This is a genomic window from Bacteroides sp. DH3716P (genome assembly GCF_025914115.1).
Classification (GTDB): Bacteria; Bacteroidota; Bacteroidia; order Bacteroidales; family Bacteroidaceae; genus Bacteroides; species Bacteroides ovatus.
This window is the reverse complement of the sequence record NZ_CP083673.1, coordinates 1,461,787-1,480,411: the sequence shown is the minus strand read 5'-3', so window position 1 is coordinate 1,480,411 and position 18,625 is coordinate 1,461,787. Positions and strand designations below refer to the sequence as shown.

At 41.2% G+C, this 18,625-nt stretch carries 9 protein-coding genes; 7 read left to right on the top strand and 2 right to left on the bottom strand.

Annotation, left to right across the window (positions count from 1 at the left end; genetic code table 11):
• Positions 1 to 48: 48 nt before the first annotated feature.
• The 7 genes from KQP79_RS05190 to KQP79_RS05160 all read left to right on the top strand — a co-directional run bounded on the left by KQP79_RS05190 (position 49) and on the right by KQP79_RS05160 (position 12,617).
• On the top strand, positions 49 to 3,402 hold the full coding sequence (locus KQP79_RS05190; RefSeq protein WP_004308446.1) for a SusC/RagA family TonB-linked outer membrane protein: 3,354 nt from the start codon (positions 49 to 51) through the stop codon (positions 3,400 to 3,402).
• Positions 3,403 to 3,418: 16 nt separating this feature from the next.
• Positions 3,419 to 4,942 carry a RagB/SusD family nutrient uptake outer membrane protein gene (locus KQP79_RS05185; RefSeq protein ID WP_004308447.1) on the top strand — a complete coding sequence of 508 codons (1,524 nt, stop codon included), beginning with the start codon at positions 3,419 to 3,421 and terminating at the stop codon, positions 4,940 to 4,942.
• Positions 4,943 to 4,951: 9 nt separating this feature from the next.
• Entirely contained in the window at positions 4,952 to 5,632 is a 681-nt protein-coding gene (locus KQP79_RS05180) for a DUF4843 domain-containing protein (RefSeq protein WP_004308448.1), read from the top strand.
• A 16-nt stretch (positions 5,633 to 5,648) separates the two neighbouring features.
• Positions 5,649 to 7,316 carry a PKD-like family lipoprotein gene (locus KQP79_RS05175; RefSeq protein WP_004308449.1) on the top strand — a complete coding sequence of 556 codons (1,668 nt, stop codon included), beginning with the start codon at positions 5,649 to 5,651 and terminating at the stop codon, positions 7,314 to 7,316.
• A gap of 15 nt (positions 7,317 to 7,331) precedes the next feature.
• Positions 7,332 to 9,680 (top strand): zinc-dependent metalloprotease, encoded by a 2,349-nt coding sequence (locus KQP79_RS05170; RefSeq protein WP_004308451.1) that lies wholly within the window; start codon positions 7,332 to 7,334, stop codon positions 9,678 to 9,680.
• A 25-nt stretch (positions 9,681 to 9,705) separates the two neighbouring features.
• Positions 9,706 to 11,763 carry a DUF5117 domain-containing protein gene (locus KQP79_RS05165; protein WP_004308453.1) on the top strand — a complete coding sequence of 686 codons (2,058 nt, stop codon included), beginning with the start codon at positions 9,706 to 9,708 and terminating at the stop codon, positions 11,761 to 11,763.
• Between the two features lie 80 nt (positions 11,764 to 11,843).
• Complete coding sequence (locus KQP79_RS05160; RefSeq protein WP_004302827.1) at positions 11,844 to 12,617, top strand: radical SAM protein; 774 nt, start codon at positions 11,844 to 11,846, stop codon at positions 12,615 to 12,617.
• Positions 12,618 to 12,960: 343 nt separating this feature from the next.
• On the opposite strand, the gene KQP79_RS05155 is transcribed toward KQP79_RS05160, so the two are convergent.
• Together KQP79_RS05155 and KQP79_RS05150 are read right to left on the bottom strand one after the other, a co-directional pair.
• Complete coding sequence (locus KQP79_RS05155) at positions 12,961 to 16,932, bottom strand: hybrid sensor histidine kinase/response regulator transcription factor (RefSeq protein ID WP_138343564.1); 3,972 nt, start codon at positions 16,930 to 16,932, stop codon at positions 12,961 to 12,963.
• A 167-nt stretch (positions 16,933 to 17,099) separates the two neighbouring features.
• Positions 17,100 to 18,533: a sialate O-acetylesterase gene (locus tag KQP79_RS05150; RefSeq protein ID WP_061447918.1), complete on the bottom strand. Its 1,434-nt coding sequence runs from the start codon at positions 18,531 to 18,533 to the stop codon at positions 17,100 to 17,102.
• Positions 18,534 to 18,625: the final 92 nt, after the last annotated feature.

Genomic DNA, 18,625 nt, shown 5'->3' with positions numbered 1-18,625 from the left:
CTTCGTATACAATTAAAAGAATGAAATATTATTTAACTATTCAGGCTTATGAAAAAGAATCAAGCACAAAAGTTCATTGTTTTATTCTTGTTTTTCCTTTTTGCTTATTCATGGCGTGTTGAAGCACAAACAGGTAAGGAAAAGCAACTAACAATGGAGTTTAAAAATGAAGGGTTGCCCTCTATTTTTAAACGTTTTGAAAAGGTATCGGGATATAAAGTGCTTTTTATCTACGATGAAATCAGTTCTTATACTTCTACAGGAAAAGTAGAAAAAGCTACAGTTGATGAAGCATTGAAAGTGATTATTGGAAAAAACCCGTTAAAATACCACATTGACGGACAATTCATAAATATCACAAAAAAAGATTCTAAGAAGTTTTTCTCACAAGTAAAGGGAAAAGTTTTTTCCGAGGAAGACGGACTTCCGGTTATTGGTGCCACTATTATAGTGGAAGGTCCTAGTAATATCCGTACTATTACAGATAATAATGGTAATTTTCAGCTCTCTGATGTTCCGAAAGATAGCCGAGTCAGAATATCGTATGTAGGTTTGGAAACCCAGTTCTTGAATCCTTCATCCTATATGTCGGTAGTGATGAAGTCTGATACAAAGGCGCTGGATGAGGTAGTGGTGACAGGTATGTTCAATAGGAAGAAAGAGGGATTCACCGGTTCTGCTGTTACTATCAAGGGTGAAGACCTGAAAAAATATAGTACGAATAATGTGGCTAAAGCGATAGCTGCTGTCGCTCCCGGGCTTCGCATCATGGATAATATAAATATGGGGTCTAATCCGAATAATCTGCCTGATATGCGTATGCGTGGCGGTGCAAATATGGATATGGCTACACAGTCTGCGGTAGATTTTAATTCTACCAGTAATGACGTATTAGCAGTTCAGGGCGAATATGAGACCTATGCCAATCAACCGCTGCTTATCATGGACGGATTTGAAATCACCATACAGACACTTGCCGATATGGATCCCGACCGTGTTGCTTCTATTGTTGTGTTGAAAGATGCGGCAGCTACAGCTATTTACGGCTCGCGTGCGGCAAATGGAGTAATTGTTATCGAAAGCAAGACTCCCAAACCGGGACGGATTTGGGTGACTTATGGTGGGGAACTTCGTATTGAAGCTCCGGATATGACCGGATATAATTTAATGAATGCAAGAGAGAAGATAGACGCAGAGTTGCAAAGCGGGCTTTATACATACGGTGGCGAGACAGTTGAAAAATGGCAGCTCTATCAATCTAAATTGCGTGAAGTGCTGGCAGGAGTAAATACTTATTGGCTGGACAAGCCTTTGCAAACAGCTTTCCAACAACGACATACGGTTACGTTGGAAGGTGGTGACGAAGCCTTGCGTTATCGGATGTATGTCGGATATAATAGTTCTCCGGGTGTGATGAAAGACAGTAAGCGTGATGTATTGACCGGTTCACTTGATTTTCAGTATCGCCTGAAAAAAGTGTTGTTAAAGAATAGCATTACGTTGGATAATTCGGTGGCTAATGAGTCTCCGTGGGGAAGTTTTAGTGAATATACCCGCTTGAATCCTTATCTGCGTCCATATGGAGAGAACGGAGAAATACAAAAACGGCTTGATAATTTCGAAGGAGTGGGTGGTGAGTCGAGCTACCTGAATCCGATGTATAATACGACATTCAACAGTAAAGACCAAAGTAAAAACTTTACAGTACGTGAACTTTTCAAGGTGGAATATAATCCTACTAATGAATTACGGTTTGAAGGAGCTTTTAATCTGTCCAAGAGCGTAGGACATCGTGATATTTTTCGTCCTGCACAACATACGCTTTTTGATAATGTGACTGATCCTACCTTAAGAGGTGATTACCGCAGAAGTCAGAGCGAAGCTGTCAATTGGGGCATAGATTTAACAGGAAGCTGGAATAAGCAACTGGAAGATCACTACCTGACTGCTAATGCACGTATGAGTGTATTGGAGAATAATTCGGAGACTTATGGAAACTATGTGACTGGTTTCCCGAATGATAATATGGATAACTTGTTGTTTGGTAAGAAATATAATGAGAAGGTGACAGGAGATGAGAGGACAACGCGCTCCATTGGTTGGGTAGCTGCTGGAGGCTATTCTTATAAATATAAGTATTCGTTCGACTTTAATATACGCTTGGACGGTTCATCACAGTTTGGAAAAAATAACCGTTGGGCTCCTTTCTGGTCAACCGGATTACGTTGGGATTTGAAAAAAGAGAACTTTTTGAAAGATGTATCTTTTATTTCCGATTTCATTTTGAGGGGTACATACGGTACGACCGGTTCCCAAGGTTTTGATCCTTATCAGGCACATGGTTATTATACATATTCCAATTTACTGCTTCCTTATTACTCGTCGGATGCAACAGGTTCGGAAATCTTGGCTATGCATAATGAAAGTTTAAAATGGCAGACTACAAAAAGTACTAATCTTGCCTTGGAACTCGGTTTTTTCGATCAGCGTTTTACTGCACGTGTGGAATATTATCGGAAAATAACAGATAATATGGTTGCCAATATAAGTCTTGCTCCTTCTCTTGGTTTCAGCAGTTATCCGGAAAATCTGGGAAAGATAGAGAATAAGGGTTGGGAAATTTCTCTCTCGGCTATTCCTTATAAAAACACTGCTAAACAAGCTTATTGGACAATTACAGTAAACGGTTCTCATAATACTGACAAACTATTGAAAATATCGGAAGCGATGAAATACAGAAATGATAAAAGTGCATCAGATTTAAAAGATACGCCGTTGCCACGTTATGAAGAAGGTGAATCTCTTTCCCGTATTTGGGTAGTACGTTCATTAGGTATTGATCCGGCTTCCGGAGATGAAATATTATTGAAACGTAACGGGGAGATGACGAGTGCCGTTAACTGGAGTGCGAATGATGTAGTACCTATTGGTAATACAGAACCTAAATGGCAAGGATATATTAATTCTTCCTTTACATACAGAGGTTGGGGAGCAGATGTCAGCTTCAGGTATCAGTTTGGCGGTCAGGTATATAATCAGACCTTGCTTGACAAGGTGGAAAATGCTAATTTGAAATATAATGTAGATCGACGGGTAACTCAGCTACGTTGGGCGAAACCGGGTGATAAGGCACAGTTCCGTGTTCTTAATCCTAACGGTTTGGAAACGAAAGCCACTTCCCGGTTTATAATGGATGAAAATATATTCCAGGGAAGTTCGTTGTCTGTTTACTATCGTATGGATCGTACTAATACAAAATTTATTAGTCATTGGGGATTGAGTTCCGCTAAAGTGACGTTTAATATGGAAGACTTTTTCTATTGGTCTACAGTGAAACGCGAAAGAGGTTTGTACTATCCGTATTCCCGTCAGTTTACATTTGCTCTGAATGTTGCTTTCTAATTAAAAACCTATTTGTATGAAACAGATAATATATATACTATTAACAACAACAATGCTGGGACTTATGTCTTGCAGCGACTGGTTGGATGTATCTCCGAAGACTTCTATTCCTACCGACAAGCAATTTGAGTCGGAATCAGGATTTAAGGATGCGCTTACAGGTATTTATTTGAAGTTGGGAACCACGACATTATATGCCGGAGACTTGACTTATGCTTATTTGGATGAGTTGGCAGGATTATATTCCGATTATCCGGGGTATAATACAAATGCTGTTTTCGACCAAAGTATCGTGTTCGATTATGAGAACATGTTTTTGAGTAAGAAGAATGGGATTTACTCAACGATGTATAACATCATAGCCAATATTAATAACTTCTTGGAGTACGTAGACAAAAATAAAGATGTTTTAGTTACCGAACGCTATTATGAAACTATGAAGGGAGAGGCACTCGGGCTTCGCGCTTTTCTTCACTTTGATTTGTTGCGTATGTTCGGTCCTGTTTATAAAGAACATCCTGCATCCAAAGCTATACCCTACCGTATTGCTTTTGATAAGGATGCCACTCCTGTTTTACCAGCCAGTGAAGTGGTTGACGCTATTCTCAAAGATTTGAATGACGCTGAAAAATTACTGAAAGAGAGTGATCCTCTTGATTTCTTTACCGATCAGACGGATGAAGATTTTATAGATAAAAATCATTTTCTTGTCAATCGTGAGTTTCGTATGAATCTATATGCGGTTAAAGCTATGCTGGCTCGTGTATATTGTTACAAAGGTGATGCGGAAAGTAAAGGATTGGCCACGGAGTATGCTAAAGAGGTAATTGCTGCCTCTAAGTATTTTGCATTGTACAAGTCGCAGACTGCTTCCAATTACAATTCCATACGCTATGCAGAGCAAATATTTGGAATAACAGTGAATGAATTCTCCAACTTGCTTATTGGTAACTATATGGATATGGAGAATACCAATACTCAGCAACGTTTCTATCTGGATGGAGATAAATTCAAATTCTTCTATGAAACAGCCGATGCAGGGAATACCGACTGGAGAAAAAATACGGAAATGTTTGAAGTTGTTAATGGGGCAAGTCAAACAGATGTTTTTTGTAGAAAATATAACCAGAAACCGTTGAATGGCGGATATGCTTATTCCGGTGCTAATGCAGTTCCTTTGATACGCTTGCCCGAAATGTATTATATTGTAGCGGAATGTGCATCTTCTGCATCAGAAAGTGCTGATGCATTGAATACCGTACGTTTTGCACGTGGTATCTCTTACAGTGACGAGATTATAACTACTGGATATGATGATCTTGATACTACTTCGGAAGAAGACAAAAATCAGACTAAACGTATCAATGAGATAATGAAAGAATATAGAAAAGAATATTTCGCGGAAGGTCAGCTTTTCTACTTCCTGAAAGCGCATAATTATAGCACCTATCATGGTTGTGGGATTGAAACGATGACTGAAGCCCATTATCAGATGACGTTGCCGGATGATGAGTATATTTTTGGAAACAACTCTAAATGATGAAGCATTATGAAACGTATTATATATTTTGTTTTAGCTATTCTTGTTTGCGGCATCTATGTGGGATGCAGTGAAAACGAGATAGACTTATATGACCAGACACCTCGTATCAATTTCTATAGTAGCACACATGTCCGTACTTTGGTTGATACGGACTATGTGAAGATAGATGACCCTTATGCTGTAGACAGTTTTACGGTAAGAATACAAGGGGATCTTTTGAAAGAGAATCGTGATTTCTGTGTGAAAGTTACCCCGAATAGCGATTATCAGAATTCAGTAGATGTACTATTAATCAGCAAGTATACATATACTGAACTTGATACGGTTTGCCAGGTATTTTACTATAAGATTAACCGACCGAAAGTAGAGTCCGGTAGAAATGTGTATGGTTGTTACTTGGAATTTGATTTGGATAACCCTCTCCATCAGTTTGACAAAGGATTGGTAGAAAAGAATCAGGAAGTGTTAAATGTCAGGTGGGAACTGAAGCCGGATGAGTGGGAAGATTGGATATTTGGCAGTTATAGTGATAATAAGTATATGTTTATTATGGATGTATGCCAACGTGTGTGGGATGATCTGGAAGATGAGGATGTTGACAAGGTCAAACAAGCTTACAAAGAATACATTGAAGCAGGAAATCCTCCTATTCTAGGCGAAGACGGTGATGAAATTGATTATGAATAAGACTAAAAGAAATGTTATGAGAAAATATATCATCTATATAGCAAGTTTTGTCGGATCGGCTTTATTGCAAACAGGCTGTTACGATGACAAGGGAGATTACGATTATCATGATGTAAATACGATGGCTATCGTAATACCTGAAACGAAGGTACGTATGCCTAAAGAGGAAGCAGTGGAAATTTCAATTATACCCGAGATTTCTCAGACTTTGGAGCAAAATGAGGAAAACCTTGTGTTTCAATGGAAGAAAACAATCGAAGGAAAGAAAGCGGGGTCGGACAGACTTAGTGATTATAAAGATTATTCCGTAGGCAAAGAATGTAAAGTAACAGTCGAGCCTTATGAATCGGAAAATATAGGTTTAATGTTGGTCATTACGGATAAAAAGAATGGAACAACCTGGTATCAGATAGGTGAAGTTGCAATTATTCGTCCTTTAAATCCTTGCTGGTTTGTATTGCAGGAAAAAGAAGGAAAGGGAGTATTAGGAGCGATAGAGGGTACTCCGGAAGGATATTATGTTTATCCGGATGTCTTTAAATCAGAACTGAATCAGTCATTTCCGTTAGAAGGAAAACCTTTGGCGGTAAGTGCAAGAAAAAATTATGGAGATTCGTTTTTAAGTAGTATGCTGGGTTTTTTTGGTTTTAAAGTAAGTCCGGCGTTAATGGTGGTAACCGATCGGGGCTTGGCCTTGTTGACTCCAAGTACTTTAATAACGAGATATCCGTCGAATAAAATACTTTTTGAACCAGCGGGAAAAGGGGAACCGTTGAATATTGAGTTCTATAAGATGAGTACTCATGGTGAGTTGTTTGTGAATAGTGGAAAAGCATATTGTGCTCCTATGGATGGATTTTGTGTACCTTTCTCGGTAAAAAAGGAAAGTGAGTTTCCTGCTATTTCTGCTTATGGTTCGTATGGAGGAGGCTTTTTGTTTTTTGATTCTGAAAGTCATCGTTTTCTTAGTGCATCTATTCCGGGTTATTATGATTATATGATGAATCAGGCTACTCAAAATATACGTAATTATGGTACTAAATGGAGTGACCAGAAGCCTGTATCCACGTATTCAATGTCAGACGAATCTAATTTGTTTGATCCGGATGTAATTGATCCGTCTTTAGAAATACATGATATTGTTACGGGTGGAAATTGGGGAAATTTTGCTTATGCGATTGCTTCTCCTCGGAACGGAAAAGAGCTGACTGTGTTTAAATTCAGTGCGCAAGATGAAGATCCGATTTGTGCTGCCCAGTATACGATTGCCTTACCGTCCGAAGTAAATGTAGAAACAGCAAAATTTGCAGCTTCTTACGCGTATACGGCAAATCTTATATTTATGACATCGGGTAATAAATTATATCGCATTGATCTTGATCGCGGAAGGGCAATTGAACTTTATACTTATGAAACTGATCCGTCAGCACAGATAGTTGCATTGAAATTTAAAGATTCTGAAAGTGTGAGAGAGGAAGATGACGATGAGGAGACTGGTGAATATAAGGAGAAACTCGGCATGTCTCTCGGATTAGGCATCAATACAGCTGATAAAGGTGTAGTTGTAGAATTGCAACTGACAGTGGCAGGTGATGTATCCCGCGAAGAAAACAGCATTTGTGTTTACGAAGATCCCGAGCAACTCATTGGGAAGATTGTTGATATTAGCTATAATTATGAATAGTATAAATCGCTCTTTATGCTAAAAGGAATTATCAGTGCAATATTTCTTGCAGTTGCCTGTACTTTTTTGTACGGGCAACAGCCAAATATGGCTACTTTTCTAAAAGAAGGAGCACCAGTGGAAGTTATTCCCGGTATGTTTACTACTTATCGAAGTGGTAAACATATATATTGGGAAATTCCGGATTCATTGATTGGACGTGAATTTGCCGTAACAACTACTATCTTGACTGCTCCTGCCCGTCCGGATCGGGATATGGAGAAGAAATTCGGATATTCGGGTGATATGATAGGTCCGGTATTCTTCAGTTTCAGGAAACAGGGTGATGAATTGTGGATAGTAGATCCGTTGAATGAAAGGATTATTGAAAATCCTGCAGGGATATATGCAAAGATTGCTGCCCAACGTGGGAATAGCAGACTTTATAAAAGATTGCCGGTCAAAGCAAAGACTCAAGGAAGTAGTTTGATAGAGATTGGCGAGGTATTAAAAGATTTCCCTTTGTTTACGCTCGATATTGTATCTTTTGATTTATTGGTAGGTTCACGTTTAAAAGAGAAAGATTGCATCAAGGAAATCAAGGGATATGACAACCGCTTGTTGGTTCATATATCACGGGCTTATCGAAGTTCGTCAATAGGAATGCCCGGCAAACCTGTTTCTCCGTCTTATATTGGTGATTGGGATACGGGTATTTGCATTAAATTATTATCAAAAAAGCCATTGGAAGCAGTTTCTGCAAATAGCGGAGCCTACTTTTCCATCGGCAAGGAATGTTTTCAAGGCGATCAGCCCGCTGTCCGGAAAGCTGTTATCAAACGGTGGCGTTTGGAGATAAAGCCGGAAGACAAGGAAAAGTACATGAAAGGGGAATTAGTGGAGCCGATACAACCTATTATCTTTTATATAGATCGCAACACGCCGGAAAAGTATATTGGTTGCATTATTGAGGCAGTACGTGACTGGCGTCCTGCTTTCGAGCAAGCCGGATTTAAGAATGCCATTGATGCACGATTGGCTCCCACTGCCGAAGAAGATCCGGATTTTAGTATTTATGACAGTACTTATCCGTTTATTTCATGGAAGATATCAGGACAGAATAATGCTTATGGGCCGACTCCTTGTGAATCCCGGTCCGGAGAGATTATTGCTTGTCACGTCGGTATTTTCAGCAGCGTGTTGAATTTGGAGCAAAAATGGTATTTTGCTCAATGTGGAGCCAATGACCCGCAGGCATGGAACATAGAATTTCCGGACTCTTTGCAATTGGAACAGATAAAACAAGTATTCATTCATGAAGTGGGTCACACATTGGGATTGGAACATAACTTTCTGGGTAGTTCCCATTATTCCATAGACCAGTTGCGTGATAATGACTTTTTGAGTCGATATAGTATAGGAAGTTCCATAATGGACTATGTACGATATAATTACGCTTTGCGTCCTCAAGATAAGGTTGATTTGAAAAACAGGCGGGTACGTGTCGGCGAATATGATAAGTGGGCTATTGAATGGGGATACCGTATATTTCCGGGTAAGGATGCTTCTGAAAGAGAAGAGAACAGAGAGCGTTGGAATCAGGAAAAACAGAAAGATCCTTCCTTGCATTTTTCAGGTGGGATAGATGTACGGGCGCAGGCGGAAGACTTAGGTAATGACCATGTTATTGTCAATACACAAGGAATAGAGAATCTGAAATATTTGTGTGAACATCCGGATGTCTGGCATGTAACGGACAAAACGTCTTTATATGTATTACAGGGGCGTTATGAAGCGGTATTGAATCATTATAAACAGTGGGTACAGCATGTTTTGTCGCATTTGGGCGGAAAACGTCTTGCGGAAGCCGATGATGAGAATATTTATATACCGGAAAAGGCTGATTACAATAAGAAGGTGATGAACTTTATACAGACTTATGTATTACAGCCTCCTGCGTGGATGTTTAATAAATCGTTTACCCATAAATTAGAAATAGATGCCAGTCAAGAATTCGACCGTTTTTATGAGGAACTTATGTCGGAAATAATCCGTTCTCTTCGGAAGGTGGAAGAATCAGAGAATGCTTGTGAGGATATGTTATCTGTAAATGAGTTTTTGGAAAGTATGCATGAAGGGTTATTCGTTGAATGGACTGATAATGTTCCTGTAAGTGAAGCGAAGCATAAGATACAGACGCTTTATGTAAATAAACTCTGTGATTTACTGGATCGGTCGGAAAAGATAACCTCCTCGAAATTATTAGTTTCTGTTATGCAAGCTTTGAATAGAATTAAGAAAGAGGGGCTTGATTATAGTAATAGGGTAGCAGAACCGGTTGCTAAAAAACGTGCTATGTTTCTGGTAGATAGCATTATATTTTAAGGATGAAAAGCAAATAAAGAGGCTCATGAATAAAAGAAAATATGTGATTATTATATTGTTGTGTATGGCCGCATGGCTCCAGGCACAAGATTCCGTCAAAGCGTTTGATGAATTCTTTGTCACCGGAATGAAAAAAATAGAGGGTGTATTTCCTGTATATGTAGCGGAGAAGGAGGTTTATCTGGAAATACCCCGTGAATATATCGGGCGGGAGATTGAAGTTCGCGGACAGATAGATAGAGGCTTCGATTTACTGAATCGTCCCGTTACCGGTTTGGGGGTAGTACGCATCATGTCTCCTGATAAAGCTACGATTTGTTTCCAAAAGCCGTTTTATACAGAGCGTATTCTGGATGAAAAGAGTGTATATCAGCGGTCGTTTTCGTTGTCAAATATACAACCTGCCGGTGATAGCTATCCGGTAGTGGCTTATTCGAAAGAACAAGGAGCCATTATCCGAATAACAAAATATCTGATAAATGGCAATGACTGGTTCAGCTATAATCATGGTTTTATCCGTTCGTTGGTTCCGGAACTGTCAGAGGTAACAAAAATACATCCTTTTGAAGGAGGGGTGTCATTTACGGTCAGGCGTTATCACGGGGTTGAGGCGGAAAGATATATGTTTTCCAGCTCTGCCATTATATTACCTGAAGGCAGCATACCTTTGGAGGTTACTTGTGTAGTACGTTTGCTCCCTCAAAAGAAAGATCAGATCCGCCTGGCAGATCACAGGATACCCTATCAGACATTGACTTTTAAAGATTATTCCCAAGATCCTTATTGTATGGTAGAAGATTCATTAATTCTTCGTTGGGATATGTCGAAACCGCTTATTTTTTATGTAGATACGCTTTTTCCGAAGGAATATTTTCAAGCTGTGAAAGAAGGAATATTGGTATGGAATACTGCATTCCGCAAGGCAGGTATCCGGGATGCTTTACAAGTGAAGTATGCAGACAGCAAGATTGTTCCGGCCGAACAGCGTGCTTTCGTTTCTTATGATTTGATGATGCCGGGGATAAAGAGCGACTTTACCTGTCATCCTCGTACCGGAGAAATACTGTCATGTCGGGTGAATATCGGACATGGATTTCAAAAAGGAAAATTGGATGACTATTTGTTGAGTTGTGGCGCTTCGGATCCGCGTATCATAGCCGACCGTTATGCAAAGGAAGTGGAAAAAGAGTTGTTGCAAAATGAAATAACAGGGGAAATCGGGCATCTTTTAGGTTTACGCGGAAATCTGTCCAAAAACTCGTGCGGAACGACTGTGAAAGTAGGGGAAGATGCTTGCCGGGCTATTTATTTTGGTTATAATCCTCTCAAAGGAAGTAGGAATTGCTATGATGAACGGGAGCAACTCCGTCGATGGATAGATAAAAACCTGCCGGATGGGACCCATTCTCTTCCTCCATCCGATTATGCAGCAAAGGTGTCAAATCTGCAGATTATACTAAATCAATTGGATAAGATTGTGTATAAAGGAGGAAAAAGGGACAAAGGAAGTTCACTCACTGATATATACAGGAAGGCTATTCGTCAATATGGAAGTTACCTGATGGGAATAGCTGAAACAGTGGGAAGTTCCCAACCGGCAGATGCACAACATCAAGCAATGCTCGAACTGGATAACTATTTATTTCATCCTGTAGAAAAGATGGAATGTACGTATGTAAAAGAGAATTTACTGGAAGCAAGAAATAACATTCTATATCCGGAATTGGTAAAGATGTTCAAGCACTTACTAAGTATAGAAACAATATCGGCTCTTAGATTGCAAGCATTACATAGTAATCAAAAAGGATATAGTGATGACGATTTCTTCCGGGATTTGTATAAAGGGCTGTTTAATGATTTTGATCCGTCGGCTGCTGTAAGCTATGAACAAATGGATATCCAGTTGATATGTCTGGACGCATGGTTGGATATAATACAGGAAAATGCAAAACATACTAGTACAACGAAGCGTTTAAAGGATGAATTGCATAGTCTGTACAACAGATTGGAGAAGCTTAGTACGATACATCCCCAGGCAGAGGTGCGTGATATGTACACTTTACTTATGGGAAGAATTAAGTGAAAAAATAGTCGTACAGATAGGATAACCTGTAAGTTTTGGGTTATCTTTGCTATGATTTATGAATAAATAATTAGAATAAAATGACTATTATTTTTCCTTCACCCATCTTCGGCCCTATTCATTCCCGCCGTTTGGGCGTTTCTTTGGGAATCAATTTATTACCGGAAGACGGTAAGGTTTGTTCGTTCGACTGCATTTACTGTGAGTGTGGCTTCAATGCCGAACGTCGTACGAAGAAGCTTCTCCCTACCCGTGAAGAAGTCCGCACGGCTCTCGAAGAGAAACTGAAAGATATGCAGGCAAACGGTTCCGCTCCCGATGTACTGACCTTTGCCGGAAACGGTGAACCGACTGCGCATCCCTACTTCCCGGAAATCATAGAAGATACACTTGCGCTTCGCGACAAGTATTTCCCAAAAGCGAAAGTAAGTGTATTGAGTAACTCTACATTTATCGACCGTCCTGCCGTATTCGAAGCACTGAACAAGATAGATAATAATATCCTGAAACTGGATACGGTGGATGAAGAATACATTCATCTGTTGGACCGTCCTAACGGAAAATACTCTGTTAAGAAGATCATCGAAAAGATGAAAGAGTTCAAAGGAAACTGCATCGTACAGACGATGTTCCTGAAAGGAGGTTATCAGGGAAAAGACATGGATAATACATCCGACAAGTATGTGCTCCCCTGGATAGAAGCAGTGAAAGAAATCGCTCCCCGTCAAGTAATGATTTATACGATCGACCGGGAGACTCCCGACCACGATTTGCAAAAGGCTACACATGAAGAGTTAGACCGTATTGTGGCTTTATTGGAAAAGGAAGGTATTCCGGCAACAGCTTCTTATTGAAATATAATTCAACAGGGATATATTTCTAATAGATAATACGTAAGAGAGTTAATATAAGAGGGCGAATTAATAGAATTCAGAAGTTTTACTTCCTATTCTATTGCTCGCCCTTTTATTGGCTTCATGAGCTGTTTCAGCCTATTCTGACAAGGGTATATTCTCACTGCGATGAGAAATGTACTTCCCTGATAATTGAACTGCACCCCAAAAGTTAGACACAAAACTTTAGGAGTGCAGTTTTTTATGCGACATTCATTTGAAGAAAAACTCAATATTGTGAGCAAAGTCAAGAGCGGTCAGCTCATTAATACCTCTTTGGTTGTTCGGTTTCTTATATGAAAGGCTAGCTTCCTTTCTTCACATAATCTTTCGGCAATATCCCGAACTGTTTCTGAAAGCAGCGCGCGAAGTATGAAGGATTATTAAATCCTACGATGTAGCAGACTTCGTTAATCCGGTATTCCCCTTCCCGCAAAAGTTCTCCGGCTGTTTTGAGCCGTATCAACCGGATATAATCATTGGGTGGCATTCCGGTCAGCCCTTTCAATTTGCGCTGTAAGTTGGAACGGCTGATAGCCATCTCCTCTGCCATCTTATCGATGGTAAATTCTTCATTGGTGAAATTGCGGGTAATGATTTCATTGATCGTGTTCAGCCATTTCACGTCTGTTTTGTTCATTAATGTCTGGTCGTATGACATATTCGGAACAGTTGTAAAGTGGTTGAACAGCATGCGCCGGTTTTCCAGCAGATTATTGATGGTGGCTTTCATGTGACTTAGCGAGAAAGGCTTTTCTATATAAGCGTCCGCGCCATAGTCAAGACCCGCAATTTTTGAATCGATGCTGTCGAGTGCCGAAAGCAGGATAAACGGGATATGGCAAAGCATATTGTCGGAACGGATGGACTTTAATAATTCGAATCCGTCCATGTGAGGCATGACGATGTCACTGATAATAAGATCTACTGTCGTTGTCTCCAGACATTCCAAGGCTTCCTTGCCATTGGCGGCTGTATGGATGGTGTAGGTATTTCCCAGATTCTTAGCCAGAAACTCCAGCATATCCGTTGTGTCTTCCACTACTAAAAGAGAGTAACCGGCGGGTTCGCCTTCTTCCTCCAAAGCGGGAACCTTGTCGGGCATGGAAGTAATGGAGGGGCTGACAGAGATGCTTTTCTCCAAATACGGAATTTCCACACATACTTCGCATCCTTCCGTATAGCCGGGATTGATATAAACTTTTCCTTTATGCTTTTCCACCAACAATTTGACGAGACCCAATCCGATTCCTACTCCCGAACCGTTGTTTCCTGTGTTTCCCACTTGATAAAACGGTTCGAAAACCTTGCTGCATTCCTCTTGCGGAATACCCGGACCGTCGTCGCGTACACACAAGGAGAGCGTACGCCCTTCTGCAGACAGATGTTCGTCCAAAATCACCATAATGCGGGTGCGGGCATATTTCATGGCATTCGTCAGCAGGTTGCTGACAATTTTAGTCAGCGCCTCCTGGTCTACATTATATTGCAGATGTTCTTTCGGCAGGGAGACACTGAAAGAGATTCCGGTCAGGGAGATGGCACGGAAACGGTCGATGATGTCCTCTATCATCCGGTTGATATCCACTTCATGGAATGAAAGCGTATAACCTTCCTTGTCCACTTTTCGGAAGTCGAGCAATTGTTTGATAAGCTCCATCAGCCGGTTGGTATTCTTTTGTATCACAGACAGGTTGCTTTCCACTTCACTGTTCCATTCATGTGTTTCCAAAATCGCTTCCAGCGGAGCTTTGATAAGACTAACCGGAGTCTTGATTTCATGTGCCACTTGGGTGAAGAATGTAATTTTCGACTGGAACAATTCCTGATTCTTGATTTGTTCCATCTCTTTCATCTTTCTTGCTTTCACAGCCTGCTGTTTACGCAAATAAAGCTGTATCAGGAAATATGCGAGGCCACACGCTATTAGTAAATAGAAAATCTTGGCATAAATGGTCTTCCAGGGTGGAGGAAGAATTTCAATATGCAGGCAACAGTCGTCATTGCTCCAATATTCATCGTTGTTACTGGCTTTCACACGGAAAGTATATTCACCTGGAGGCAGGTTGAGAAAAGATACGTTATGTTTATCCGTATATATCCATTCTTTGTGAATACCGTCCAGTTTGTAGGCATATAAATTCTTGCTGGGAGCCACATAACTAAGACTTTCGAATGCGATGTCGAACGATACTACCTGATAAGGAATCGTTACTTGTCCGCTAAGAGCAGGTATACGCTTGCTAAGGCTTACTTTGTCGTCGGGGCTGTGCATATATACCGCCGAGATAGACGCCGTAGGTCTTACCTTATTAATCGATAATTTGAACGGATAGAAACTATTGAACCCGTTCACTCCACCGAAATAGAATTTCCCGTCACTGGCTTGCAGGGAAGAGCGGAAATTGAACTGGTTGCTTTGTAATCCGTCCTCGATGGTATAGAGCTGTGCCCGTTTGTTCTGCGGCTCATACCGGATCAGTCCCCTATTGGAAGAAAGCCAATAGTTACCCGATTGGTCGTCCAGTATGCCATAGATGATATTGTTTGGCAGATTCTCTTTGGTAGAGAAGTTTTCAAAACGGTCCTCCTGATAGTGATAACGGCAGATACCACCGCCTTCGGTACAGAACCATAGATGCTGCTTATGATCGATATACACACGGATTACCCAGTTGCTACAAGGAGAATCAGGATTTACTGGGTCGTTGCGATAGTTGTGCAATTTACCGGTTTGGCGGTTGTAACGCCAAATGCCGTCCCTTTTGCTTGCCAGCCACATGTCCCCATGTTGGTCTTCAACCATATCGTAGATAAAGATATGGCTTAAAGGTTCCAATGTCCGGAAAGAGTCACTTTCCGGGTCATACCGGCAGAATCCGGAAAGCGTTCCCAGATAAATGCTGCCATCCTTCGTTTGATAGATGGAGTAGATATGGTCGTTAGGAATTGAATGTGGGTTTGCGCGGTTATGGCGATAGTTTTTCATTTTTCCCGTTTGAGTATCCAGGATATATAATCCCCGTGAGAAACTGCCAATCCACAATTTTCCTTCATTGTATAGTAGTGCATGGATATTGTGATAACCGATGTTAGGGTTACTGCTTCTCAACAGATGGTTCTTGAACTTTTTCGTGCGGGGATCAAAGAGATTCAGTCCCCCGTCTTCGGTAGCAATCCAAATGTTGCCATCGGGATCTTCGCAGAATTGGCTGATTACATTTCCCGAAAGAGAATTTTCCGTACCATTGGGATAATACCACTCGATATCCTTATGCTTGGGAGACAGGTAACTCACTCCACTGAAATAAGTCCCGATCCAGATTCCCCCTTCCCTATCCTGATAACAGGCATAGATACTTTCTTTATTTTGTCCGTCGTCGGTAGGCAGACATTCTCCTGTCGTGGTGTTGAATGTATAAAGTCCGTCGTCGGAGCCGAGATAGAAAGAGTTGGCTGTCCGTTGAAACAAGGTGCGGATGCGCGGAATGGTAAGCGTGTCCCCTTCTCCGAAGTAATAGCGGAATTGCCCTGTCTCTTTATTGAAACGTGCCAGTCCCCCGTACCATGTACCCGCCCATAATACTCCCTGCGAACTTTCCATCAAAGAGATAATCTCGTTGCAGGCAGGACGTCCGAAAGAAGTGCCCTCGGATATATATCCTGTGAAGTTGTCCGTACGTTGGTTGTATTTCGCCAGCCCATTCCGGGTACCTATCCAGATAGTCCCGAACGAGTCGTTATAAATCACCCATATGTGATTATCCGGCAATGAATGAGGATCGGAAAGAGAATGCAGATATTGCCTCAACGTACCTTTTTTCTCGTTGTAGACAAACAGCCCGTTGGTTGTTCCGATCCATAACTGCCCGTCATTGTCGTATGCCATTCCGAAGACGCTGTTGACTGACACCCCGTCTTCCGTCTGTTTATCGAATACGGAGAACTTCTCTTCCCACGAATCGAATAAATACAGCTTCTCCGTACTTGCCACCCAAATCTGATTGTTATCCTGATGGCGGCAAATCGTTACTATATTCATATAGCTGTTTCCGCCGTTTTCTGACGAATGTCCGTAGTTGGTGAACTCGATACCGTTGAAACGATTCAGCCCGTCCTGCGTTGCAAACCACATATAGCCGATGCTATCCTGAAGGATGCTCCGGACACAGTTGCCCGATAACCCCGATCTAACGTCATATTTCTTGTAGATATTGGCGAAGACCAGAGAAACCGATGCCAGCAGTATACATATAGATAAGATGGATCGTTTCATAATTTCCTTTCTTTATATCCCCTGTTTGCAGGAGCTATATATCCTGCGTAGTGGATCTATATGCCCAATACGTTGGATATATATACCCAACACGCTGGGCATATATGCCCAACAGATTGGATATATAGCTCCTGTAAACAGGGTAATTACCCTCTTTATAGAAGCCTTTATTTCACATCATCCCACGTATCTGTGCGGAACGGGAAAGCACTCAATCCGAAAGTATTCCGTAGCGTGATATTTCCCACATAATTACGGAAAGCATAGCGCACGGCAACCGGCTGGGCTATCTCTTCACTCCACACTTCTACTGTGTTGGTACGTCCTACAATCTTTGCTTTCGCCGGATAGAACTTCTTGTCCGCTCCCGCAATCTCAAATCCTTCCAGTTCGGAGAAAGTAGGGAACAACCCCGCAGGTGCATTATCGAATGTCACTATGGCCTTTTTGTCCGCATAGTCCACTTTGGTCATCATCGGGCCGTTGGATGGCAACCGGCGGATACCGTATGTCTTAGTCAGTGCAAGCGTAGCCAACCGAAGCCCTACTACATCCTTCTGTGGCGGATGGATGCAGAATTCATCACCGATATCCGTAGTGGGTACAATGCCCGAATTAGGGATTGTTTTCAGTGCTTCCACTTGTGCTTCACGCAGCAAGGCGGCACCTGTATTCCGGCTGTTTTCATATTTGTAAGGAGCAATCTGCACATAATAGAAAGGCATATCGGGCGCTTCCCACACATTTCTCCATAGTTGTACCATAGCAGTCATCATCGGAGCATAGAATTGATAATTGAAAATGTTCGATTCTCCTTGATACCAAAGAAATCCACGTGCTGTATAATTTTTGACAGGCCATAACATGATATCATACAGACACCCTAATCGATTACGTACATCCAGTTTAGAACTTTTGGCTGTCTCTATATCTATTCCTTGAATGGATGACAGTGTTTCTTCGGTCATCCAGGATTCAATTCGGGAACCTCCCCAGCTATTGATTACCAATCCTACCGGTAGATTTAGAGTTTCGGTAATTTGTTTGGCAAAAAAATAAGCTGTTGCACTGCAATCAATAGTTGTTTCAGGAGTGGAGACTTTCCATTTTTCTTTTTTAAAGTCCGCCCTTCGCTGTACATCTTTTATTCTTGGCACGGTGATAAACCGGATACGGTCACGGTAGTTACCTGCATTCAGCAGCGTTTCAAGTGAGTTGTCAATGGGTTGTGCCGTATTTCCCATCATACGCATTTCCATATTCGACTGTCCGGAGCAGATCCATACCTCTCCTATCAGTATATCCGAGAGAGTGACCGGAGTTCCGTCACTGATAGTAATGGAATAAGGAGTATACCCCCCTTCGGGAGTGTCTACTTTCACCAGCCAAGTCCCGTCTTTATCCGTAGATGCCTGATAGGTCCGGTTGTTCCACGAAGTGGTGACAGTTACTTTCTTACCGTCTGCCCAACCCCATAACTTAACGGAACTGTTCTGTTGAAGTACCATGTGATCTCCCATCATTGCAGGAAGTTTTACTTTGCCTTGTGCAATCGGCAGGAATAAAAGTGATAAAATAAGAAGTAGAAAATGTTTTTTCATACTGTTTTTATTAGATATTCGACGAATAGTTATTAGGTATCGGGCAAAAATACAACCTATTTTTAAATATGGAATAAAATTATCTAGTCATT

Excerpts from the sequence above, each read along its gene's own strand:
- KQP79_RS05190 (WP_004308446.1), top strand. The coding sequence starts at position 49 with ATGAAAAAGAATCAAGCACAAAAGTTCATTGTTTTATTCTTGTTTTTC.
- KQP79_RS05185 (WP_004308447.1), top strand. The coding sequence starts at position 3,419 with ATGAAACAGATAATATATATACTATTAACAACAACAATGCTGGGACTT.
- KQP79_RS05180 (WP_004308448.1), top strand. The coding sequence starts at position 4,952 with ATGAAACGTATTATATATTTTGTTTTAGCTATTCTTGTTTGCGGCATC.
- KQP79_RS05175 (WP_004308449.1), top strand. The coding sequence starts at position 5,649 with ATGAGAAAATATATCATCTATATAGCAAGTTTTGTCGGATCGGCTTTA.
- KQP79_RS05170 (WP_004308451.1), top strand. The coding sequence starts at position 7,332 with ATGCTAAAAGGAATTATCAGTGCAATATTTCTTGCAGTTGCCTGTACT.
- KQP79_RS05165 (WP_004308453.1), top strand. The coding sequence starts at position 9,706 with ATGAATAAAAGAAAATATGTGATTATTATATTGTTGTGTATGGCCGCA.
- KQP79_RS05160 (WP_004302827.1), top strand. The coding sequence starts at position 11,844 with ATGACTATTATTTTTCCTTCACCCATCTTCGGCCCTATTCATTCCCGC.
- KQP79_RS05155 (WP_138343564.1), bottom strand. The coding sequence starts at position 16,932 with ATGAAACGATCCATCTTATCTATATGTATACTGCTGGCATCGGTTTCT.
- KQP79_RS05150 (WP_061447918.1), bottom strand. The coding sequence starts at position 18,533 with ATGAAAAAACATTTTCTACTTCTTATTTTATCACTTTTATTCCTGCCG.